The sequence below is a fragment of the Mycobacterium sp. genome, from assembly GCF_032162105.1.
Taxonomy (GTDB): Bacteria; Actinomycetota; Actinomycetes; order Mycobacteriales; family Mycobacteriaceae; genus Mycobacterium.
Genome location: NZ_JAVRPS010000309.1, coordinates 1 through 23,053, shown reverse-complemented (window position 1 = coordinate 23,053; position 23,053 = coordinate 1). Strand labels below are relative to the sequence as shown.

The 23,053-nt window shown below is 67.5% G+C and carries 19 protein-coding genes and 1 rRNA gene; 11 read left to right on the top strand and 9 right to left on the bottom strand.

The window, feature by feature from the left end; genetic code table 11:
• Nucleotides 1-2,579: alpha-glucan family phosphorylase (gene glgP / locus QOC69_RS15975; protein WP_526441203.1), on the bottom strand; the 2,579-nt coding region annotated here is incomplete at its 3' end.
• 204 nt (nt 2,580-2,783) lie between these two features.
• Between glgP and QOC69_RS15970 the strand changes: the two genes are divergently transcribed.
• Nucleotides 2,784-4,874, top strand: a complete 2,091-nt coding sequence (locus QOC69_RS15970) for a maltotransferase domain-containing protein (protein ID WP_526441201.1) — start codon at nt 2,784-2,786, stop codon at nt 4,872-4,874.
• Nucleotides 4,875-4,879: 5 nt separating this feature from the next.
• Nucleotides 4,880-7,084, top strand: coding sequence for a 1,4-alpha-glucan branching protein GlgB (glgB, locus tag QOC69_RS15965; protein WP_526441199.1), 2,205 nt, complete (start codon nt 4,880-4,882; stop codon nt 7,082-7,084).
• 99 nt (nt 7,085-7,183) lie between these two features.
• On the opposite strand, the gene QOC69_RS15960 is transcribed toward glgB, so the two are convergent.
• From QOC69_RS15960 to QOC69_RS15950, 3 genes are read right to left on the bottom strand one after another with little or no spacing between them, the layout of a single operon-like run.
• Nucleotides 7,184-8,074, bottom strand: a complete 891-nt coding sequence (locus QOC69_RS15960) for a tetratricopeptide repeat protein (RefSeq protein ID WP_526441197.1) — start codon at nt 8,072-8,074, stop codon at nt 7,184-7,186.
• Nucleotides 8,075-8,087: 13 nt separating this feature from the next.
• The gene (locus tag QOC69_RS15955) at nt 8,088-8,450 is read right to left on the bottom strand and encodes a DUF3817 domain-containing protein (RefSeq protein ID WP_526441195.1); all 363 of its coding nucleotides are present in this window, start codon (nt 8,448-8,450) and stop codon (nt 8,088-8,090) included.
• Between the two features lie 49 nt (nt 8,451-8,499).
• Entirely contained in the window at nt 8,500-9,684 is a 1,185-nt protein-coding gene (locus QOC69_RS15950) for a thiolase family protein (RefSeq protein ID WP_526441193.1), read from the bottom strand.
• A gap of 84 nt (nt 9,685-9,768) precedes the next feature.
• Between QOC69_RS15950 and mce the strand changes: the two genes are divergently transcribed.
• A complete protein-coding gene (mce, locus tag QOC69_RS15945) occupies nt 9,769-10,242 on the top strand; it encodes a methylmalonyl-CoA epimerase (RefSeq protein WP_526441191.1) in 474 nt (157 codons plus the stop codon).
• 16 nt (nt 10,243-10,258) lie between these two features.
• Here mce and QOC69_RS15940 read toward each other — a convergent pair whose 3' ends face one another.
• Nucleotides 10,259-10,555 (bottom strand): Rv1322 family protein, encoded by a 297-nt coding sequence (locus tag QOC69_RS15940; RefSeq protein ID WP_526441189.1) that lies wholly within the window; start codon nt 10,553-10,555, stop codon nt 10,259-10,261.
• 17 nt (nt 10,556-10,572) lie between these two features.
• Nucleotides 10,573-11,244 carry an endonuclease NucS gene (gene nucS, locus QOC69_RS15935; protein ID WP_526441187.1) on the bottom strand — a complete coding sequence of 224 codons (672 nt, stop codon included), beginning with the start codon at nt 11,242-11,244 and terminating at the stop codon, nt 10,573-10,575.
• Nucleotides 11,245-11,292: 48 nt separating this feature from the next.
• Here nucS and QOC69_RS15930 point away from each other — a divergent pair, with 48 nt between their 5' ends.
• A complete protein-coding gene (locus QOC69_RS15930) occupies nt 11,293-12,897 on the top strand; it encodes an adenylate/guanylate cyclase domain-containing protein (RefSeq protein WP_526441185.1) in 1,605 nt (534 codons plus the stop codon).
• A 373-nt stretch (nt 12,898-13,270) separates the two neighbouring features.
• Here QOC69_RS15930 and glsA read toward each other — a convergent pair whose 3' ends face one another.
• Nucleotides 13,271-14,560 (bottom strand): glutaminase A, encoded by a 1,290-nt coding sequence (glsA, locus tag QOC69_RS15925; RefSeq protein WP_526441183.1) that lies wholly within the window; start codon nt 14,558-14,560, stop codon nt 13,271-13,273.
• A gap of 259 nt (nt 14,561-14,819) precedes the next feature.
• On the opposite strand from glsA, the gene QOC69_RS15920 reads away from it, so the two are divergent.
• From QOC69_RS15920 to QOC69_RS15905, 4 genes are all read left to right on the top strand, one after another.
• Nucleotides 14,820-16,646, top strand: coding sequence for a fatty acyl-AMP ligase (locus QOC69_RS15920; RefSeq protein WP_526441181.1), 1,827 nt, complete (start codon nt 14,820-14,822; stop codon nt 16,644-16,646).
• A 42-nt stretch (nt 16,647-16,688) separates the two neighbouring features.
• Entirely contained in the window at nt 16,689-17,549 is an 861-nt protein-coding gene (locus tag QOC69_RS15915; protein ID WP_526441179.1) for an EamA family transporter, read from the top strand.
• 123 nt (nt 17,550-17,672) lie between these two features.
• Nucleotides 17,673-17,891, top strand: coding sequence for a hypothetical protein (locus QOC69_RS15910; RefSeq protein ID WP_526441177.1), 219 nt, complete (start codon nt 17,673-17,675; stop codon nt 17,889-17,891).
• A gap of 186 nt (nt 17,892-18,077) precedes the next feature.
• Complete coding sequence (locus tag QOC69_RS15905) at nt 18,078-18,692, top strand: PASTA domain-containing protein (RefSeq protein ID WP_526441175.1); 615 nt, start codon at nt 18,078-18,080, stop codon at nt 18,690-18,692.
• A gap of 4 nt (nt 18,693-18,696) precedes the next feature.
• Here the strand turns inward: QOC69_RS15905 and QOC69_RS15900 are convergent, their stop codons facing one another.
• The gene (locus QOC69_RS15900; protein ID WP_526441173.1) at nt 18,697-19,884 is read right to left on the bottom strand and encodes a metallophosphoesterase; all 1,188 of its coding nucleotides are present in this window, start codon (nt 19,882-19,884) and stop codon (nt 18,697-18,699) included.
• Nucleotides 19,885-20,019: 135 nt separating this feature from the next.
• Between QOC69_RS15900 and QOC69_RS15895 the strand changes: the two genes are divergently transcribed.
• From QOC69_RS15895 to QOC69_RS15885, 3 genes are all read left to right on the top strand, one after another.
• Nucleotides 20,020-20,775: a TVP38/TMEM64 family protein gene (locus QOC69_RS15895; RefSeq protein ID WP_526441171.1), complete on the top strand. Its 756-nt coding sequence runs from the start codon at nt 20,020-20,022 to the stop codon at nt 20,773-20,775.
• 70 nt (nt 20,776-20,845) lie between these two features.
• A complete protein-coding gene (locus tag QOC69_RS15890) occupies nt 20,846-22,357 on the top strand; it encodes a DNA-3-methyladenine glycosylase 2 family protein (RefSeq protein ID WP_526441169.1) in 1,512 nt (503 codons plus the stop codon).
• Nucleotides 22,357-22,860, top strand: coding sequence for a methylated-DNA--[protein]-cysteine S-methyltransferase (locus QOC69_RS15885; RefSeq protein WP_526441167.1), 504 nt, complete (start codon nt 22,357-22,359; stop codon nt 22,858-22,860). Before QOC69_RS15890 ends, QOC69_RS15885 begins: the two co-directional genes overlap by 1 nt.
• A 69-nt stretch (nt 22,861-22,929) precedes the next feature.
• Here the strand turns inward: QOC69_RS15885 and rrf are convergent.
• Nucleotides 22,930-23,042: ribosomal RNA gene (gene rrf / locus QOC69_RS15880) — 5S ribosomal RNA — on the bottom strand.
• Nucleotides 23,043-23,053: the final 11 nt, after the last annotated feature.

Genomic DNA, 23,053 nt, shown 5'->3' with positions numbered 1-23,053 from the left:
CGGACCGTGTAGCCCACCGGCCCGGCGACCGGCAGCGGCGTCGTCGTCGAGAACACCTCGTTGCCACCGTCGGCCGTCCCGGTGTGGGCCATCGGCACGGTCTCCGGATCCACCAGCGCGTCGCCGGCGTCCACCCGTCCGACGACGGCCTGCACCACCACCTCGTCGGGGCGTAGCCCGGCCAGCTGCACGGTCGCGGTCAGGGTGAGCTCGGAGCCGAGCAGCGGCGTATCCGGCAGCCCGTAGCTGTCCACGTCGGTGATCTGGATCTTCGGCCAGGCGTCGTGCGCCCGCTGCCGGTAGGACGCCAGCTGCCGGGCCGCGCCGAACGGCACGCCGTCGACGGGCTCGATGGTCCGGTGCAACGACGCGGCGGCAGGCGCGTAGTACTTCTGGGTGTAGTCGCGCACCATCCGCGACGCCAGCACCTTGGGGCCGAGCACCCGCAGCGTGTGCCGCACCATCTCGACCCAGCGGGTCGGGATGCCGTGCTCGTCGCGGTCGTAGAACCGCGTGGTCACGGAGTTCTCCAGCAGGTCGTAGAGCGCGGCGGCTTCCAGGTCGTCGCGACGGGACTCGTCGATCACCCCGTCGGCGGTCGGGATCTCCCAGCCGTTCTCGCCGTCGTACCACTCGTCCCACCAGCCGTCGCGGATCGATAGGTTGAGTCCGCCGTTCAGCGCGCTCTTCATGCCCGACGTGCCGCACGCCTCCAGCGGGCGCAGCGGGTTGTTCAGCCAGACGTCGCAGCCCCAATAGAGCAGCCGGGCCATCGACATGTCGTAGTCGGGCAGGAACGCGATGCGGTGCCGCACCTCGGGCCGGTCCGCGAACTTCACCACCTGCTGGATCAGCGCCTTGCCGCCGTCGTCGGCCGGGTGCGACTTGCCCGCCACGATGAGTTGGAGGGGACGCTTCTCGTCGAGCAGCAGCTGCTCGAGCTTCTCCGGGTCGCGCAGCATCAGCGTCAGCCGCTTGTACGTCGGCACCCGTCGGGCGAATCCGATGGTCAGCACATTCGGATCGAACGCTGTTGCGATCCAACCCAATTCGGCGTCCGACGCGCCGCGCTCCAGCCACGACCGGCGCACCCTGGCCCGCACGTCGTCGATCAGCAGCGCACGCAGCTGCGAGCGGATCCACCACAGGTGACCGGGATCGACCTGCTGCAGCCGCTCCCAGGTGTCGGGCTCGCTCAGCGAGCCGAGGTCGTCGCTGCCGAGCAGCTCGCGGCCCAGCTCAAGCCATTGCGGCGCCGCCCACGTCGGTGCGTGCACGCCGTTCGTGATCGAGCCGATCGGCACCTCGGCGGTGTCGAAACCTGGCCACAGGTCGTTGAACATTCCGCGACTGACCCGGCCGTGAAGCAGCGACACTCCGTTGGCGCGCTGCGCCAGCCGCAGGCCCATGTGCGCCATGTTGAACTTGGCCGGATCGTCCTCGGCGCCGAACGCGACGATGCGGTCCAGCGGCACGCCGGGAAGCAACCGCGAATTCGCCCCCGACGGGGTGCCTGGCGGGTTTTCCCCCGTCGCTTCGCTCGCCCCAGATCTGCCGAAGTAGTGCTTGACCATCTCCACCGGGAATCGGTCGATGCCCGCGGGCACCGGCGTGTGGGTGGTGAATACGGTGCTCGACCGCACCACGGTGAGCGCGGTGTCGAAGTCGAGGCCGCCGTCGGTGACGAGTTCGCGGATGCGCTCGACGCCGAGGAAACCGGCGTGGCCCTCGTTCATGTGGAACACCTGCGGCTCCGGCAGCCCTTCGACGGCGGTGAACGCGCGAATGGCCCGCACCCCGCCGATGCCGGCGAGGATCTCCTGCTTGATCCGGTGCTCCTGGTCGCCGCCGTAGAGCCGGTCGGTGACGCCGCGCAGATCGTGTTCGGTCTCGGGGATGTCGGAGTCCAGCAGCAGCAACGGAATTCGACCGACCTGGGCAATCCAGACCCGGGCGTTGAGTTCGGCGGAGTCCGGCATCGCCAGCGAGACCAGAACGGGTTCGCCCTCGGCGTCGATGAGCAGCCGCAGCGGCAGACCCTGCGGGTCGAGCGACGGGTAATTCTCGTGCTGCCAGCCCTCCGCGGTGAGCGACTGCCTGAAGTAGCCCGACCGGTAGTACAGACCGACCGCGATGAGCGGCAACCCCAGGTCCGATGCCGACTTCAGGTGGTCACCGGCGAGGATGCCGAGGCCACCGGAGTAGTTCGGCAACACCTCGGCGACGCCGAACTCCATCGAGAAGTACGCGATGCCGTTGGGCAGTGCGACGCCCGCGGCGGCCTGCTCCTGGTACCACATCGGCCGGGTCAGGTAGGTGTCCAACTCCGCAGCCAGGTGGTCGAGCCGGGCCAGGAACGATTCGTCGACCGCCAGCTCGTCCAGCCGCTTCGGGCTGACCCCGCCGAGCAACGCCACCGGGTCGCGCCCCACCTGGTCCCACAGCTCCGGCTCCACGGTGGCGAACAGGTGTTGGGTGGGCGTGTCCCACGACCACCGCAGGTTTATCGACAGTCTCTCCAGCGCGGCGAGACGCTCGGGCAAATGGGTGCGGACGGTGAACCGGCGGAGGGCTTTCACGTGGCTTCACCTTACTGATAAATCCTGGGCTTGCCGCGACGAGCACGTGCGCGAAGAGCAAATGTGCAGGGGTCGCCGTGATGACTACATCAGGCCCATTGGGTTGAGCCGGACACTACGGTGGGTATAGGGCGCGACGAGGCTTTGAACGAAACAGACGACAGCGCGCGGCGGCTTGGCCGCGCCAGCGTAAGGAGTTGGGTGGTGGCCGGTCGTATCGAGATCGACGACGTCGCGCCAGTGGTTTCGGGCGGCCGTTTCCCGGCCAAGGCCGTGGTCGGCGAGGTGGTGCCGGTCAGGGCCGTAGTGTGGCGCGAGGGCCACGACGCCGTCGCGGCCACGCTGGTCGTGAGGTACCACGGCACGGCCTACCCGCGGCTCGCGAAACCGCCCGCGGGCGTCCCGGCCGCACAGGTCGCCGCGGTCCCGATCGAGGAGGTCGTCGGCGCCACTCCGAAGGTCAAGCCACAACTGTTGCCGATGTCACCCGGTCGCATGCCCGACGTCTTCCACGGTCAGTTCACCCCAGCCGCCGTCGGGTTGTGGACATTCCGGGTCGACGGCTGGGGTGACCCCCTCGCGACGTGGCGGAAGAACGTCACTGCCAAGCTCGAAGCCGGCCAGGGCGAATCGGAGCTGTCCAACGACCTGCTTCTTGGCGCACAACTACTGGAGCGTGCCGCGACGGGTGTGCCGCGCCAGGACCGCTATCCGCTGATCGAGGCGGCAGTCCAACTGCGCGAGCCGGGCGACCCGTTCGCCCGCGCCGGCGGAGCACTCGCGCCCGAGGTCGCCGACCTGCTGCGAAAGTACCCGTTGCGCGAACTCGTCACTCGCGGTGAGCAGTACGGCGTCTGGGTCGACCGACCGCTGGCCCGCTTCAGCGCCTGGTACGAGATGTTCCCCCGGTCCACCGGCGGGTGGGACAGCAAGGGCAACGCCGTCCACGGAACGTTCGCCACCGCCAGCAAGGCGCTGCCCCGCATCGCGAAGATGGGCTTCGACGTCGTCTACCTGCCGCCGATCCACCCGATCGGCAAGGTGCACCGCAAGGGACGCAACAACAGTGTGACCGCGGCCCCGAAGGACGTCGGGTCACCGTGGGCGATCGGTAGCAGCAAGGGCGGCCACGACGCGGTCCATCCGAAACTCGGCACCATCGACGACTTCGACGACTTCATCAACGCCGCACGCGATCAGGGCCTCGAGGTCGCCCTCGACCTGGCGCTGCAGTGCGCCCCGGACCACCCGTGGGCCAAGGACCATCCCGAGTGGTTCACCGTGCTGCCCGACGGCACCATCGCCTACGCGGAGAACCCGCCGAAGAAGTATCAGGACATCTACCCGGTCAACTTCGACAACGACCCCGCGGGCATCTACCAGGAGGTGCTGCGCGTCGTCCGGCACTGGGTCTCGCACGGCGTCAAGATCTTCCGGGTGGACAACCCGCACACCAAGCCGCCCAACTTCTGGGCGTGGCTGATCGCCGAGGTGAAGAACGACGACCCCGACGTGCTGTTCCTGGCCGAGGCGTTCACCCGGCCGGCACGGCTGTTCGGGCTGGCCAAACTCGGCTTCACGCAGTCGTATACGTACTTCACCTGGCGTACGGCGAAGTGGGAGCTCATCGAGTTCGGCGAGCAGATCGCCGAGCATGCCGACTATGCGCGGCAGAACCTGTGGGTCAACACGCCCGACATCCTGCACGAGGCCCTGCAGCACGGCGGGCCGGGGATGTTCGCGATCCGCGCCGTGATGGCCTCGACCATGAGTTCGGCCTGGGGCGTGTACTCCGGCTACGAGTTGTACGAGCACCAGGCCGTCCGCGTGGGCAGCGAGGAGTACCTCGACTCGGAGAAGTACCAGTTGCGGCCCCGCGACTTCGAGGCCGCGCTGGCCAACGAGGGGTCGCTGGAGCCGTTCTTGCTGCGGCTCAATGAGATTCGCCATCTCCACCCCGCATTGAGCCAGCTCCGCACCATCAAGTTCCACCCCATCGACAACGACGCGCTGCTGGCCTACAGCAAGTTCGACCCGGTCAGCGGCGACTGCGTCCTGGTGGTGGTGACGCTCAACGCGTTCGGCCCGGAGGAGGCCACCATCTGGCTCGACATGGCTGCACTCGGGATGGAGGCCTACGACCGGTTCTGGGTGCGCGACGAGGTCACCGGCGACGAATACCAGTGGGGGCAGACGAATTACGTCCGCATCGAACCCGCCAGGTCCGTTGCCCACATCCTGAACATGCCGCAAATACCGAATGAGAAGCGGCTCAACCTGCTGCGGAGGGAATGACGCACATGACCCGAGCCAACGACATCGCCAGCCAGCACCTTCGGCCCGACAACGGGGACCTCACCCGGCTGCTGTCCGGGGAACACCACGACCCGCACTCGGTGCTGGGTGCGCACGAGTACGGCGACCACACGGTGATCCGGACCCTGCGACCGTGGGCCAGCGAGGTCGTCGCATTGATCGGCGACGAGCGCTTTCCGTTCACCCACGTCGAATCGGGACTGTTCGCCGTCGCGGTGCCGTTCACCGACTTGATCGACTACCGGATCGAAGTCAGCTACCCGGGCGGCGACTCTCCCGTCGTGCACACCACGGCCGACCCGTACCGCTTCCTGCCCACGCTCGGCGAGGTGGATCTGCATCTGTTCGCCGAGGGGCGCCACGAGCGGCTGTGGGAGATCCTCGGCGCGCACCCGCGCAGCTTCACCACCCCCGACGGGGTCGTGGAGGGGGTGTCGTTCGCCGTGTGGGCGCCGAATGCCAAGGGCGTCAGCCTGGTCGGCGAGTTCAACCACTGGGAGGGCGACGAGGCGCCGCTGCGGGCGCTGGGCTCCACCGGTGTTTGGGAGGTGTTCTGGCCGGGCTTCCCCGCCGACGGCCTGTACAAGTTCCGGGTGCACGGCATCGACGGGATCGTCGTCGACCGCGCCGACCCGATGGCGTTCGCCACCGAGGTGCCACCGCAGACGGCGTCGAGGGTGACGTCCAGCGACTACGCCTGGGCCGACGGCGACTGGATGGGCGGTCGCCCGCTGAAGAACCCGGTGTTCGAGCCGATGAGCACCTACGAGGTGCACCTGATGTCGTGGCGCCCCGGCCTGAACTACCGCCAACTGGCCACCGAACTCACCGAATACGTGGTGGAGCAGGGGTTCACCCACGTCGAACTGCTGCCCGTCGCCGAGCACCCGTTCGGCCCATCGTGGGGCTATCAGGTCACGTCGTACTACGCGCCGACGTCGCGATTGGGAACTCCCGACGATTTTCGACACCTGGTCGACGCGTTGCACCAGGCCGGCATCGGCGTGATCGTCGACTGGGTGCCCGCCCACTTCCCCAAGGACGCCTGGGCGCTCGGCCGGTTCGACGGCACGCCCCTCTACGAGCACTCCGATCCCACGCGGGGCGAGCAACTCGACTGGGGCACTTACGTGTTCGACTTCGGCAGGCCCGAGGTGCGCAACTTCCTGGTGGCCAACGCGCTGTACTGGTTGCAGGAGTACCACATCGACGGCCTCCGCGTGGACGCCGTCGCGTCGATGCTCTACCTCGACTACTCGCGCCCGGTCGGCGGTTGGACGCCCAACGTGTACGGCGGACGGGAGAACCTGGAGGCGGTCCAGTTCCTGCAGGAGATGAACGCCACCGTGCACAAGATCGCACCCGGCATCGTCACCATCGCCGAGGAATCCACCTCGTGGCCCGGCGTCACCCGGCCGACGAACCTTGGCGGACTTGGCTTTTCGATGAAGTGGAACATGGGCTGGATGAACGACACGCTGGCGTTCATCAGCCGTGACCCGATTCACCGCAGCTACCACCACCACGAAGTCACGTTCTCGATGCTCTACGCGTTCAGCGAGAACTTCGTGCTGCCGATCAGCCACGACGAGGTGGTGCACGGCAAGGGCACGCTGTGGGGCCGGATGCCCGGCAATGACCACGTCAAGGCCGCCGGACTGCGCGGGTTGCTGGCCTATCAGTGGGCCCACCCCGGCAAGCAACTGCTGTTCATGGGCCAGGAGTTCGGCCAGCGGGCCGAGTGGTCCGAGGAGCGGGGCCTGGACTGGTTCCAACTCGGCGAGGGCAGCTTCTCGACCGGAATCCAGCGGATGATGCGCGACATGAACGGCATCTACCGCGACCGGCGGGCGCTGTGGTCGCGCGACAGCAGCCCCGAGGGCTACTCGTGGATCGACGCCAACGACTCGGCGAACAACGTGCTGAGCTTCCTGCGGTACGGCGACGACGGTTCGGTGCTCGCCTGCGTGTTCAACTTCTCCGGCAGCGAGCACACCCGTTATCAGCTCGGCCTGCCGCACACCGGCACGTGGCGCGAGGTGCTCAACACCGACGCGACGATCTACAACGGCACGGGCGTCGGCAACTACGGTGCCGTCGAGGCCACCGACGAGCCGTGGCACGGCAGGCCCGCATCCGCGGTGATGGTGCTGCCCCCGATGGCCGCGCTGTGGTTCGAGCCCGCCTGACACCCGCCGAGCAGTCGGAAAAGTGCCCTAAACCACGTGGTTTGGGGCACTTTTGCGGCTGCTCGCGGGGGTGGGGAGGGGCTCGCGGGAGGTGTCCTGCTAGTACAGCGCGTTGGCGAGGTTCCGGCGGCCCGCGATGACCTGAGGATCGGCGGGATCGAACAGGTCGAACAACTCGATCAGGCGGGTCCGCACGGCCGTGCGCTCGTCGCCCGCGGTGCGCTTCACCAAGGCGATCAACCGCTCGAACGCTGCAATGACGTCCTGCTGCAACATCTCCACGTCCGCCGCGGCGAGGGCGGCGTCGATGTCATCGGGTGCGGCATCGGCAGCCGCCAACGCGTCGGGGCGCTGCGCGGTCGCGCGCTGCAGGAAGGCGATCTGGCGGACGGCGCCCTTGGCCTCGGCGTGGTTGGGCTTGGCGTCGAGGATCGCCTGATAGGCCGCCAGCGCGGCGTCGAAGTCGCCTGCGTCGAGATGGTCACGCGCCTGCGCGACTTCGGGGTCGACCTCCTCGGCGTCCTCGGCCCCGGCTTCGAGCGTGCCCGCGGTCGCATCGAGCAGCGAGTCGACCCAACGCCGCAACTGCTCGGGCGGTTGCGCCCCCTGGAAGCTCGACAGCGGCTGACCACCGGCGAGGGCGACCACGGTCGGGACGGCCTGCACGCCGAACATCTGCGCCACCCGCGGCACGGTGTCGACGTTGACCGTCGCCAGCGCCCACTTGCCACCGTCGGCGTCCGTCAGTCCGGAAAGCGACTGCCCCAGTTGAGCGCTGGACTCGCTGCGCGGCGACCACAGCAGCACGACGACGGGAAGCTGGCTGGACCGGACCAGTACCTCGGCTTCGAAGTTCGCCTCGGTGATCTCCACGCCGCCCGGCGCACCGGCGGCGGGTGCGGCGCCCTGGGTGGGCGGAGGCTGTTTGAGAGCCGACAGGTCGACCGCGCCGGCCAGGCCGGCGCCCATGGAAGGTCGTGGACGCGTCACGCCCTCAAGTCTGTCACGTCGTTCCGGACGCCGACGGAGCCGGTGCGGCCACCGTCCTGGCGCCCAGTCGACCGGTGCGATCCACCCATATGAGGAAGATCACACTGCCGAGCGGCACGATGCTCGCCAGCAACGCCAGCAACCACGTCGACACCGTCCACTTGAACGCCATCCCGACCAACACCGCGGTGACCACGAAGGCGATGAAGACCAGCCCGTGGGCCATCCCGAATACCTTCACGCCGATCTCCGTGCGCGGGCTGCCCAGGTACTTGAAGTACATGCCCACCAGCAGCCCGACCCATGTGACGGCCTCGGTCAACGCAACGAGCCGGAACCATCCCGCGATGCTCGGGCGATCAAAAGTGCTTGTCATGGCGCCATTGTGCCCGAAACAGGTACCAGCTACTACGCAGCGTCGTTGTTCACCCACGCCGGCGAAGAATCAGCGCGTCACCCTGACCTCCCGCGCCGCAGAGCGCCGCGACTGCGTAGCCGGAACCGCGTCGTGCCAGCTCAAGCGCCGCATGCAGGGCGATTCGCGCACCCGACATGCCGATCGGATGGCCAATCGCGATGGCGCCGCCATCGACGTTCACCTTGGCAGGATCGAGGCCCAGCTCCTTGGTCGACGCCAGCGCGACGGCCGAGAACGCCTCGTTGATCTCGACGACGTCGAGCTGATCGAGCGAGATACCTTCCTTGGCGATGGCCTTCTTGATGGCGTTCGCCGGCTGGCTCTGCAGCGTCGAGTCGGGCCCGGCGACCACGCCATGTGCGCCGATCTCGACAAGCCAGCTAAGTCCGAGCTCCTCGGCCTTGGCCTTGTTCATCACCACGACCGCGCAGGCGCCGTCGGAGATCTGCGAGGCCGACCCGGCGGTGATGGTGCCGTCCTTGCGGAAGGCGGGCTTGAGCCCGGCTAGGGACTCGGCGGTGGTGTTGGCGCGAATGCCCTCATCCTCGGTGAACTCGATCGGGTCGCCCTTGCGCTGCGGGATCTTCACCGGCACAACCTCATCGGCGTAGACGCCGTCCTTCCACGCCGCGGCGGCCCGCTGGTGCGAGAGTGCAGCGAACTCATCCTGCTGGGCCCGGGTGAACTGGTCGACGTCGTTGCGCTGCTCGGTGAGCGCCCCCATCGGCTGGTCGGTGAAGACGTCGTGCAGACCGTCGTAGGCCATGTGGTCGATCACCGTGACGTCGCCGTATTTGTAGCCCGCCCGGCTGTCCATCAGCAGGTGCGGCGCCTTGGTCATCGACTCCTGACCGCCCGCGACCACCACGTCGAACTCCCCGGCGCGGATCAGCTGATCGGCCAGCGCGATGGCGTCGATGCCGGACAGACACATCTTGTTGATCGTCAGCGCGGGCACGTCCCAGCCGATGCCTGCGGACACCGCCGCCTGGCGGGCGGGCATCTGCCCCGCACCCGCGGTCAGCACCTGGCCCATGATCACGTACTCGACGGCCGAGGCCTCGACACCGGCCTTCTCGAGCGCCCCTGCGATGGCGATGGCGCCCAGGTCGCTACCGGAGAAATCCTTCAGCGAACCCATCAGCTTGCCCACCGGAGTGCGTGCTCCAGCAACTATCACCGATGTCGTCATTTATTACCTCCAAGGGCTTCTCCGAAGGGCTGTGTGGCCCATCACACATTCCGCAAACGTTCTCGTAAAGGTTACCGTGGCGTTATGACGACCGAGCAGGTTGATGCACGTCCAGTGCTTGCCAGTGCGCTGGTGACGGCAGTCGACCACGTCGGCATCGCGGTGCCCGACCTCGATGTCGCGATCAAGTGGTATCACGATTACCTCGGCATGATCGTTCTGCATGAAGAGGTCAACGAGGATCAGGGCATTCGCGAGGCCATGCTGTCGGTCCGCGGCGCGCCAAAGGGCAGCGCCCAGATCCAGCTGATGGCTGCGCTCGACGAAACCTCGACCATCGCCAAGTTCATCGACAAGCGCGGTCCCGGGATTCAGCAGCTCGCTTACCGGGTGAGCGACCTCGACATGTTGTCCGACCGGCTCCGCGAGCAGGGCGTCCGGTTGCTCTACGACACCCCCCGCAGAGGCACGGCAAACTCCCGGATCAACTTCATCCACCCCAAGGACGCGGGTGGCGTGCTGGTCGAACTGGTCGAGCCGGCCTCCGAAACGGACTGAGTCGAGCACTACGTCTTTAGGACCACTTCCTCGTCGGGCCGCGGTTGGCCCGCTTTGTCCAGCACGGCGTGTGCCAGTGCCGCCGGTCCTCGACCCCAGCCTCGCCGAGCTCGGCCTTCCACACCACCACGTGAGCCGTATTCGGCCTGATCTCGTGATCGCACCCCGGACAGCGGTAGGTCTTCGTCGCCCGTGCCGCGGCGACCGGCCTGACCTCGTAGTCGTACCCGTCCGGGCCCACCTCGACGGGGCGCGGCGCCGGGAGAGGCGGCAACGAACGTTGCCTGCGGGGCGGGATACGGCGACTGGCCATCCCACCATTCTAGGCCGTCAGAACAGCCGGAACTCGCTACTGTCCATGCCTCGCATCTGGTCGTAATCCAGAGTCACGCAACGAATTCCGCGGTCGACGGCCAGCGTGCGCGCTTGCGGCTTGATCTGTTGCGCTGCGAACACCCCACTCACCGGCGCCAGCACGCTGTCCCGGTTGAGCAGATCGAGGTAGCGGGTGAGTTGCTCGACGCCGTCGATCTCGCCGCGGCGCTTGATCTCGACGGCCACCGACTGCCCCGTCTCGTCGCGGCACATCAGGTCCACCGGGCCGATCGCGGTCATGTACTCGCGGCGGACCAGCGTGTAGCCGACCCCCAGCAGTTCGACGTGCTCGGCGAGCAGCGCCTGCAGGTGCGCCTCGACCCCGTCCTTGACCAGGCCGGGATCCACGCCCAACGCGTGACTGGAGTCGTGCTCCACGTCTTCCACCGTGATGCGCAGTTGCTCGCCCGCCTTGTTCTGCACCACCCATACCGGCGCGTCGCCAGCGTCCTCCTCGGTGACCCAGCAGGGCGGGCTCATCCAGTTCAACGGCTTGTAGGCGCGGTCGTCGGCGTGCACGCTGACCGAACCGTCGGCCTTGAACAGCAGCAGCCGACGGGCCGACGGGAGATGGGCGGTGAGACGACCGACGTAATCGACGGTGCACTGGGCGATCACGAGACGCACCCGAACCACCCTAGATGGCGGGTCCGCGGTTACTAGGCTTGCGCCACGATGACGGCGAAGAAGAGCACTGCGCAACGGCTGGGCCGGGTCCTGGAGAAGGTGACACGGCAGAGCAGCCGGGGGCCGGCCACGCCGGAGTACGGGTCGTGGCTGCTCGGCAAGGTCTCGGAGAGTCAGCTACGCCGGCGGGTGCGCATTCAGGTCATCCTGACCGTGTTCATCGTGGTCTGGAATCTGATCGGCATCGCCGTGGAGCTGCTGATGGCGGGCGTAGCGATCCCTGTGCCGAGCATTTTCACCGACGCCCCGTTGTGGCTCACATTCGGCGTCGCGCCGGCCTACATGGCGCTGGCGGTGGTGGTCGGAACGTTTTGGATCACCCGGCGAACCGTCCGGGCACTGCGATGGTCGATCGAGGGACGAACGCCCAGCCGCGCCGACCAGCGCAACACCTTCCTGGCACCGTGGCGGGTGGCAGTCATCCACCTCCTGTTGTGGGGGATCGGTGCCGCGCTGTTGACGATTCTCTATGGACTGGTGGACAGCAGGTTCATCCCGAGGTTTCTCTTTTCGCTGAGCTTCATCGGCGTGGTCGTGGCCACCGGCTCCTACCTCTTCACGGAGTTCGCCCTGCGTCCCGTGGCGGCGCAGGCGCTGGAGGCCGGTCGCCCGCCCCGCCGTTTCGCCCCTGGGATCATGGGGCGGACCATGACCGTGTGGCTCGTCGGCTCCGGCGTACCCGTGCTGGGCATCGCGTTGATCGCGTTCTTCGCACTGTCCCTACAGAACCTGACCGAGACCCAATTCGCCGTCGCCGTACTGATTCTGGCGGTGGTGACGCTGATCGTCGGTTTCTTGTTGATGTGGATCCTGTCGTGGCTCACCGCGACGCCGGTGCGGGTGGTGCGCGCCGCGCTCGAACGAGTGGAGCAGGGCGATCTGGACAGCAACGTGGTGGTGTTCGACGGTACCGAGCTAGGCGAACTGCAGCGCGGGTTCAACTCGATGGTGGCCGGCCTCCGCGAACGGGAACGGGTCCGCGACCTGTTCGGCCGCCACGTCGGACGCGAGGTCGCCGCGCTCGCCGAACAGGTGCGGCCGAAGCTCGGCGGCGAAGAGCGCCACGCCGCAGTGATATTCGTCGACATCATCGGATCCACGCAGTTGGTCACCGGCAGGCCAGCCGTCGAAGTCGTCGAACTGCTCAACCGGTTCTTCGCCGTGATCGTCGACGAGGTCGACCGGCATCACGGACTGCTCAACAAGTTCGAGGGCGACGCGGCGCTGGCCGTGTTCGGCGCGCCGGTGTTACTGGAGAACCCCGAGGACGAGGCCCTGGCGGCCGCGCGAGCGATGGCAGAACGGTTGCGCGTCGAGGTCCCCGACTGTGAGGCGGGCATCGGGGTCGCGTCCGGAAAGGTGGTGGCGGGCAACGTCGGCGCCAAGGAGCGATTCGAGTACACCGTGATCGGTGAGCCCGTCAACGAGGCGGCCCGCCTGTGCGAGCTGTCCAAGATGGTCCCCGGCCATCTGGTCGCCTCGTCGGACACGGTGGCGAACGCGAGCGAGAACGAAAGGCCCCATTGGGCTTTGGGCGAGACGGTGACGCTGCGCAGTCACGACGAGCCGACCCGGCTGGCGACACCGGTCTGACGCAGGTCGGCGCGCCACCCACGGGGTGACGGGCCGAGTCGCACGTTCACATGCAGTACGAGAACTTGATCTGGCTGCCATAGAGCAGTGCGCGGGCCGCCGCCATGGCACTACCGCGGTCCCTTCCTCTGCGCAGTTGTGCAGTGCCCACGTCGCGGCCCCTTCCTCGGTCTCGCTATGGGCGTAGCCGAACTGCTCGTCGACGGGCGAGTACGCGATAGCGACCCACTTGTGTTCGCCGGCCGCGGCAGGCGCCGCGGTGCCGAGCCCGCCTTCGGGTCGTCGCCACCCCCATGGGTGGCGTTCGACTGCTAGAAGCGGCGAGCGAGGTCAACTCGCACACTTCTTCCAGAAGTTCTTCGCGGACGCCCGATCAGTCGGCGAAGCCCTCGCGCATGGATGCCTCGGCCGCGGCGACCGCCTCGTCGACCGTGGTGAACCGGATCCCCTCGTACTCGTGTTCGGTCCTGATCACGATCCCCTCGGGGTCGACGAGGTAGCTGGCCTTGCCATCTCCACGCATGGCGGCGCAGGTGCCCGACAACAAGGCTCGCGCGACGTCGTCGATCTCGTCGACGCGGGAGACGTCGACGATGGCCACGTCGATGTCGTTCCGCTCGCGGTCGATGGTGCGCACGACCTGTTCGGCACCGCTGAACATCAGGTCACCATGGGTTTCGTAGACGCGGATACCGTCCCGTGGCTGGTAGATCGCCCGCAGCGTATTGCGCGAGTCCCGTGACACCGTCAGGAAGTGCAGGCCGAGCTGTTCGGAGAGGCTGCGGCACACTCGAACTCCCCGCACGCTGTTGCCCTTGGCGTCGAGTAGCGGCGAGTACACGCCGATTCCGAGCTGACCGGGGAGAACCGCCACGATGCCACCACCCACGCCGCTCTTGGCAGGCATGCCGACGGCGCTCACCCAGTCCCCCGCGGCGTCGTACATGCCGCAGGTCACCATCACCGACAGCGTGCGCCTCACCACGGGGGCGTCGGTCACCCGGCGGCCGGTCATCGGGTTGACGCCGCCGCGCGCCAGCGTGGCCGCCATCCGGGCCAGGTCGGTCGCCGTCACGTTGAGCGAGCACTGCCGGAAGTACACGTCGAGCACGTCGTCGGGATCGTCGTCGAGCACACCGAAGCTCTGCAACATGTACGCGATGGCCCGGTTGCGGCTGCCGGAGGCCTTCTCCGACGCATAGACGTGGTGGTCGAGCTCCAATCGCCGCCCCGCGAAGGCGGAGTAGAAGTCCTGGATCAGGCCGAATCGCTCATCGGGCGTGCCGGCCGGGACGAGCGACACCGCGGCAATCGCGCCTGCGTTGATCATCGGGTTCTTCGGCTTCTTCGTGGTCTTGTCGACGCTGATCTCGTTGAACGCCTCACCCGAGGGTTCCACGCCGATCGTCGCGTCCACCGCGTCCTGCCCGATCCGGTCGAGCGCCAACGCGTAGGTGAACGGCTTCGAGATCGACTGGATGGTGAATTCGACTGCAGCATCACCGGATTCGTAGATGAATCCGTCGGCCGACGACAGCGAGACGCCGAACCCGTTAGGGTCGACGCGCATCAGTTCGGGGATGTAGCCGGCAAGGGCGCCGTCGTCAGTGCCAGCGTGCTCGGCGCGGATCCGGTCAAGGTACTGCCCCACCAGTTGGGCCACGCCGCCGATCCTATCGGGGTCTCATCGGCGGTCGGCCAACTCCGATCGACCGCCCATCACTGCGGATACGGCGCGAATCGGTTGTCGAAACCGGCCTTGCGCACTGCGAGTTGAGCGGCACGCTCCGCGGGAGTGACGTAGACCGTGTTCGCGGGCAGGACGCTTGCGAGCCGGCTGAGCGGCGGTGAGGCGAGATGAATCACATCCGCCGGCGCAAAAAGTTAGTGATACCGGGCGTCACGGTAATTAAACTGGTGTCATGGATCGCGGTTCAGGGCACGCATTGGTGGGCCACGACGGCCTGCTGCAGATCGAGGAATGTCTGGATGCCGACGGCGGCATCGTGTTGCCGCCGGGGGTCAACCTGATCTCACTCATCGACCGCAACATCGCCAATGTCGGTGACGAGGTGGCCTATCGCTACCTGGACTACACCCGCTCGGCGGACGAGCAGGCCGTCGAACTGACCTGGACCCAGCTCGGTCGTCGAATGCGAGCCATCGGCGCCCGCGTCCAACGGGCCGCCTCTGCCGGTGACCGGGTGGCGATCCTTGCCCCGCAAGGCCTCGACTACATAGCGGGATTCTTCGCAGCGATCAAGGCGGGCACGATCGCAGTGCCGTTGTTCGCACCCGAGCTCCAGGGCCACGCCGAGCGTCTCGAGACGGCACTGCGCGATGCCAGGCCCTCGAGCATCATCACCACTGCCGCGGCGGCCGACGCGGTTCGCGCGTCGCTGACGAAGCTCGAGTTCGCCCGCAGTCCGCACGTCATCACCATCGACGAGATACCCGACTCGGACGAGGACGCGTTCGTTCCCGTCGACATCGACGTCGACGACGTATCCCACCTGCAGTACACCTCGGGCTCGACGCGGCCACCGGTCGGCGTGGAGATCACCCACCGGGCGGTCGGCACCAACCTGATTCAGATGATCCTGTCCATCGACCTGCTGGACCGAAACACCCACGGTGTCAGCTGGCTGCCCTTCTACCACGACATGGGGCTGTCGATGATCGGCTTTCCTGCGGTGTACGGCGGGCACTCGACGCTGCTGTCGCCCACGGCGTTCATCCGCAGGCCGCAGCGCTGGATCCACGCGTTGGCGGCCGGGTCGCGGCGTGGACGGGTGGTCACCGCCGCGCCGAACTTCGCCTACGAGTACACCGCGCAGCGCGGCTTGCCTGCCGCCGGCGAGGACGTCGACCTCAGCAACGTGGTGATGATCATCGGCTCCGAACCCGTCAGCGTGGACGCGATCAACACCTTCAATGCCGCGTTCGCGCCCTACGGGTTGTCTCCCACCGCGATCAAACCTTCGTACGGCATCGCCGAGGCGACCCTGTTCGTCTCGACCATCGCGCCCACCGCCCGCCCCACGGTCGTCTACCTCGATCGGGAGCCGCTGGCCGACGGTCGCGCCGTGCCCGTCGAGGCAGACGCCGCCGGTGCACTGGCCCAGGTGTCCTGCGGGCAGATCGCTCGCAGCCAGTGGGCCGTCATCGTCGACCCGGACTCCGACACCGAAGTCGTCGACGGGCGGGTCGGCGAGATCTGGTTGCACGGCAACAACGTCGCCCGGCGATATTGGGGACGTCCGGACGAGTCCCGGCTGACCTTCGGCGCCACGCTTCAGTCGTCTCCGGCGGCGGGCAGCCACGCAGACGGCGCGCCCGTCGGGGCGACGTGGCTGCGGACCGGGGACCTCGGGGTGTACTTGGACGGTGAGTTGTACGTGACCGGGCGCCTTGCGGATCTGGTGGTCATCGACGGCCGTCAGCACTACCCGCAGGACGTCGAGGCGGCGACATCGGCGGCGTCGCCGATGGTGCGGCAGGGATACGCCGCGGCATTCTCCACCGACGAGGGCGTCGTGATCGTCGCGGAACGCGCTTCGGGCACCCGCCGGGCAGATCCGGCAGCCGCGATCGAAGCCATCCGAGCGGCGATCTCCGACCGTCATGGGTTCGCCGTCGCCGACGTCCGCTTCGTGCCGGCAGGCGCCCTCCCCCGCACCACGAGCGGCAAGCTGGCTCGTCTTGCGTGCCGCAGCGACTACCTACGCGGCGCGTTCGGCGGGCAATAGATCGTGCAGCGACGGCCGACGACCCCGATACCCGTCTGGTCGGTGCCATTGCTCTTCGTGGTCGGCGCGATCTCGCAGTACGTCGGCGCAGCCATCGGCGTATTTCTGTTCGAGACGACGGAGCCGTCGACGGTGGCGTGGTTGCGTGCTGCCGCGGCGGCTGTCGCGTTGCTGCTGTGGCGCATGCCCTGGCGAGGCGGACTGACCCGGCACGACGCCTTCGTAGCGGTTCAGTTCGGTCTGGTGACGATCGCGATGAACATCGCCTTCTACGAGGCCATTGCCCGGATTCCGCTTGGCACTGCGGTGGCGATCGAGTTCCTGGGGCCGATCGCGGTTGCGGCCCTCAGTTCTCGGCGAGCCGTGGACCTCGTGGCGGCCGTTCTGGTGTGCGCCGGGGTGGTGCTGCTCGCCGGCTTCGAATTCGACGTCGATCGAGTGGGATTCGGCTTTGCCCTGGCCTCTGCGGCGCTGTGGGCGGGCTACATCCTGCTCGGCAAGCGGGTCGCCGACAGTGGCGAGGGGCTCGATTCCCTGGCGCTCGGCATGGCGATCGGTGCTGCGGTGCTGGCGCCGTTCATCTTGATCCCGCAAGCGCGCATCGATTCTTCGGTGTTCGTCGATCCGCGGACGTGGGTGCTGGGCGTCGCCGTAGGGCTGCTGTCCACTGCGGTGCCCTATGCACTCGACCAACTCGTACTCAAGGTCGTGGGGCGCGCCAAGTTCGCGTTGCTGCTCGCTCTGCTGCCTGCCACTGCGACCGTCATCGGCGCGACGGTCCTGATGCAGACCCCAACGCCTGCAGAGCTTCTCGGCATCGGGCTGGTCATGGTGGCGCTGTTGATCGGTGCGCGATCCGATGGCTCGTCGAGCAGTGCGCCGCCGGCTGCTCCACCGGCCTGATCAGCCCGGTGGAACGCGGATGCTCACGGGCACTGGCCGTTGTTCACGCATCCGGGCGCCGCCGTTGCTTTGAGAGTCGGGGCGGCGAACGATGTCGCCACGGTCGCTGCCGGCGGTGACGCGGTGACCGTGGCTCCCATCTTCAGGTTCGTCGGATCGATCGACATCGCCGGGACGGTCGGAGACGCGTACGCCCCAGCGGTCGACGAATCGCCGGAACCTCCGGCGACGTCGTGGGAAACCGGATCACTGGGATGTACGAGACTGATTGCGATCGCGGCCAAGATGGCGCTGCCACCAACCAATCCCGCGAGTTCCTTGGTGCGCATGACCCTCATCTGAGTCCTCCTCTTCGGAAACCGGAGGCAAGCATCATCGCTGACCGCTTTGGCCTCCACTTCCGTCCTACCTACGCGTATCTCCGACGGTCAAGCACTCCTGTCGCTGTCTACGCATACGCGAAGCCGACTATCAGCATCGGCCATCTTCGCTTGAGCCCGTGATCTGCTGCTCACCAATACTATTCGAGTGACGGCGCACGACGATGAAGCTGCGAACCGACGGGTGATGTTCACCTTTACCCAGCGAACGCCATCGGGAATCACAGCGGGATTCATGGTTGTCTCACTTCCGGCGCGCGATCATGGACTCATGGAATCACTTGCAGCACCGCCCCATCAGGCCCGCCGCATCCAGCGGTCCTTGGTCCAAAGGACGAATCAAGCTATGAAACAGATACTGATCGGCCTCGCCTTCACCTCGGCGATCGTGGCAACGGTGGCGACCGGAACGGGTGTCGCTCAGGCCGCTTCATCGCCGAGCGTCGTGGGACAGAAGTATTCCGACGCCCAAGGCACACTTTCCGGCGCCGGATTCACGATCGTGGTGTCGAACACGGTCGGCGATCAGACCGCACGGCCCGATTGCGTCGTCACCCACCAGCAAGACAGAACCGTTCCGCCACCAGAGAACACCTCCGCTTCACCGAGCAAGCAAACGCTTCTGGCCTTGAACTGCGACGCGCAGGTGGCTTCGGCGAAATCGCCAGGCAACTCACTGGCGAGTCCCGTAGGTCGTGCCGCCGCGGCGGCCGCTGCGGCGTCTGCAGCGGCAAAGACACCGGCCCCTGCCCCACCGTCATAACGGGTTAGCCAGCGCGAAGCGTCAGCACGGTGATCTCGCTGGGGGCGAACACACGGAAGGGTGGGCCCCAGAAACCCGTGCCGCGGCTCGTGTAGAGCTGCGTCCGCTCGCCGTGCGTGCTCAAACCGTGTACCACCGGCTGATCGAGTCTGACGAGGAAGTTGAACGGCCAGATCTGCCCGCCGTGGGTGTGCCCGGAGATCTGCAGGTCCACGCCCGCCTTGGCCGCACGCGGGACCTGCTTGGGCTGATGTGCGAGCAGTAGTACCGGTAGCGCGGGGTCGGAGTCCGCCAGGGCCGCATCGAGATTCGCGCCGTGCCCGTCGACGCCGGACGCATGGGCGGTCGCGTCGTCCACGCCCGCGACGACGAGCTCGTCACCCCCGCGCTCGACGACGATGTGCCGGTTGTGAAGCGAATCCCAGCCGATGGTTTCCATGTAGTCGAGCCAGCCCTGCGCCTCGCTGAAGTACTCGTGGTTGCCGGTGACGTAGACACGGGCGAGCTTGCCCCGCGCCGCGGCGAGCGGCGCTACCTGCTCCTCGCGAACCTCCACCGTTCCGTCGGCGAGATCACCGACATGGCACACGATGTCGGCGTCGAGCTCGTTGATGCAGTCGGTCACCGCTGCGGACCAGCGGGTGCGGTTGATCGGGCCGAAGTGGGTGTCGGTGATGATCGCCACCCGCAGGCCGTCCAGCCCGCTGCCGAGTCTGGCGATCGTGACGTCGACGTTCTTGGTGCGCGGAAGTCGCATCGCTTCTGCGTAGCCCCACGCGAGCAGTGCAACGACGACGGCGACGACCGTGCCTGCCACGACGCGCGATCTCGTCGGATCCTCGACACCGAACACGAGCAACGTGAGCCGTAGCAGTTGAGCCAACACCGACCAGACGAACAACACCCACACCGCGCCCAGCAGCGCGTCACCGGTTGCGGCCGCCCAGCCCAGGTGCCGTCGGCCATGCCCCCACATCATCATCGCGGGCAGCCCGACGAACACGGCCGCGAACACGAGCGTGCCCACGACCACCACTGCAATCGGCCACCGCGTACCGGCCGAAAGCAGCGTCCACCACGGCACCCCGAGCAGGAGCACCATGATCGCGAACACGGGAATCAGGCGCGACCCCCGGCGCCGCGGTCGGTCCTGCCCGCCGGGTTTCACCTGAACGGACGGCGAGTCTGACATCGCGGAGCGCCTCGATTTTCTGTGCGGCGGAACTACCCACGAGGCTACCTGGGGCGACCAGTGCTCGATCGGCCGTCGAATCAGCACTGGCTGGATGCGAGGATGCGCCCGCGGTGCGGCAGGATCACGTTCAGCATGACGACGAGCGACGGTTCTCCTGCGAAGTCCCGACGGCACCACATCGTGCGGCTCGCCCTGTTCGCCGCGTTCTTGCTCGGGCTGTTCTATGCGGTGGCCGTCACGCGAGTGGTCGACGTCGAGGAGGTCCGGCGTGCCGTGGCCGCGGCGGGCCCGTTTGCGCCGCTCGCCTATGTCGTGGTGTCAGCGTTGCTCGGCGCCGTATTCGTCCCTGGCCCGATCCTCGCCGCAGGCAGCGGCGTGCTCTTCGGGCCCGTGCTCGGCACGTTCGTCACGCTGGGGTCGGCGATGGGCACCGCGACCATCACCAGCCTCGTCGGCCGGCGAGCGGGCCGGGAGAGCGCACGAGCGCTGCTCGGGACACCACGCGCGGACCGCATCGACGCACAGATCGAACGTCGGGGATTGTGGGCGGTCGTCGGCCAACGCTTCATTCCCGGCATCTCGGATGCGCTGGCCTCCTATGCATTCGGCGCGTTCGGAGTTCCGTTGTGGCAGATGGCCATCGGGGCTTTCATCGGATCGGCGCCACGCGCGTTCGTCTACACCGCGCTGGGCTCGTCGATAGGGGATCTGTCGTCGCCATTGGCATACTCTGCGATCGCCGTGTGGTGTGCGACCGCCGTCATCGGTGCCTTCGCCGCGCACCGCGGATATCGACACTGGCGTGGCCACGCCGGCGGGCGAGAGCCCGACGGCGGCAATGGCGGACAGATCGCAGGCAACGGTGGCGACGACGGTGCCGACGGATAGCGGCACACCGCCTGACGTCGATGTCGGTTTTCCGCCAGTGATGTCGGACCCGACGTGTAATCGTCGAGGTATGCACGACGATTTCGACCGCTGTTACCGCGCCGTCCAGTCCAAGGACGCCCGGTTCGACGGCTGGTTCGTCACCGCCGTGCTGACCACGAAGATCTACTGCAGGCCCAGCTGCCCGGTCCGCCCGCCGTACGCCCGCAACATGCGGTTCTATCCCACCGCGGCGGCCGCGCAGAAAGCCGGCTTCCGGGCGTGCAAGCGGTGCCGTCCGGATGCGTCGCCGGGATCCCCCGAGTGGAACGTCCGGGGCGACGTGGTGGCCCGCGCCATGCGACTGATCACCGACGGCACCGTGGACCGGGACGGCGTCATCGGATTGGCGGCCCGCGTCGGCTACACCACCCGGCAGCTGGAACGGCTGCTGCAAGCCGAGGTCGGCGCCAACCCGCTGGCCCTGGCCCGTGCGCAGCGGACGCAGACTGCGCGGGTGTTGATCGAGACGACGGACCTGCCGTTCGGCGACGTCGCGTTCGCCGCCGGCTTCTCCAGCATCCGCCAGTTCAACGACACGGTGCGGTCGGTCTGCGCGCTCACCCCCACCGCGCTGCGGGCGCGCGCCCGCACCCGATTCGGGCGCGCTGACGCCGGCGGCTCGGGCGTGCTTTCGGTCCGGCTACCGGTGCGCACCCCGTTCGCCTACGAGGGCCTGTTCGGCCATCTGGCCGCCAGCGCCGTGCCCGGTGTCGAGGAAGTCCGCGACGGCGCCTACCGGCGCACGCTGCGACTGCCGTCCGGTACCGGTGTCGTGAGCCTGACGCCGCAGGTCGACCACGTCAGGTGCGAGTTGGTGCTCGACGACTTCCGCGACCTGTCCACCGCGATCGCCCGGTGTCGGCGGCTGCTCGACCTGGACGCCGATCCGGAGGCGGTCGTCGACGTGCTGAGCGACGATCCCCAGCTGAGCACCCTGGTCGCAAAGGCTCCGGGGCAGCGCATCCCCCGGACCGTCGACGAGGCCGAACTCGCTCTGCGCGTGGTGATCGGACAGCAGGTGTCGGTGAAGGCCGCGCGGACACATTCCCGGCGCCTCGCCGAGGCCTACGGGTCACCGGTCGACGACGCCAACGGCGGACTCAGCCGTGTGTTTCCCGACGTCGAACAGCTCGCCGAGATCGATCCGGCTCATCTGGCGTTCCCGAAGTCCCGCCAGCGCACCGTCGCCGCACTGATCCGCGCGCTCGCCAAGGGGGACGTCGTCCTCGATCCGGGATCGGACTGGAACCGTGCCCGTGATCAGCTGCTGGCCCTGCCCGGCGTCGGCCCGTGGACCGCCGAGGTGATCGCCATGCGTGGCCTCGGCGATCCCGACGCCTTCCCGGTGACCGACCTGGGCGTTCAAGTCGCCGCTAAGCACTTGGGCCTGCCGACCGACGTTCCCGCCTTGACAGAACACAGCGCCCGCTGGCGACCGTGGCGGGCGTACGGGACGCAACACCTATGGACCGCACTCGACCACGAAGTCAACGACTGGCCTCCCCGAGAGACCCAGACGCCTGCCGCGAAGGAGAAATGATGGAAATGCTGCAATACCGCACCGTCGACAGCCCGGTGGGCCAGCTCACCCTCGCCGGCCGCAACGACCGGTTGCGGCATCTTCGGATGGACGACCAGACCTACGAGCCCAGCCGCGAGGGATGGGAGGCCGCCGACGGCTCATTCGCCGATGCCGCCGCACAGCTGGAGGCCTACTTCGCCGGCGACCTGGTCGAATTCGATCTCGAGCTGGACATGGTCGGAACGGAGTTTCAGCGCCGTGTGTGGGCGGCCTTGTTGACCATTCCCTATGGGGAGACCCGGTCCTACGGGCAGATCGCTCTACAGGTCGGGTCACCCGGCGCTGCCCGCGCAGTCGGATTGGCCAATGGCCACAATCCGATCGGCATCATCGTGCCCTGCCATCGCGTGATCGGAGCCAATGGCAGCCTCACCGGATACGGCGGTGGAATTGAACGAAAGCGGAGTCTTCTCGATTTGGAAAGGCAACGAACGGCTCCGGTCGCCACGCTATTCGACTGACAATTCCAAAATGAAATGAAAATGCCGATGCCCCCCAATCGAAATTGGGGGGCATCGGACTTAAATGGTGTTCGGCGGTGTCCTACTTTTCCGCCCGGAGGGGCAGTATCATTGGCGCTGGTAGGCTTAGCTTCCGGGTTCGGGATGGGTCCGGGCGTTTCCCTGCCGCTGTTGCCGCCGTAACTCTATTCAC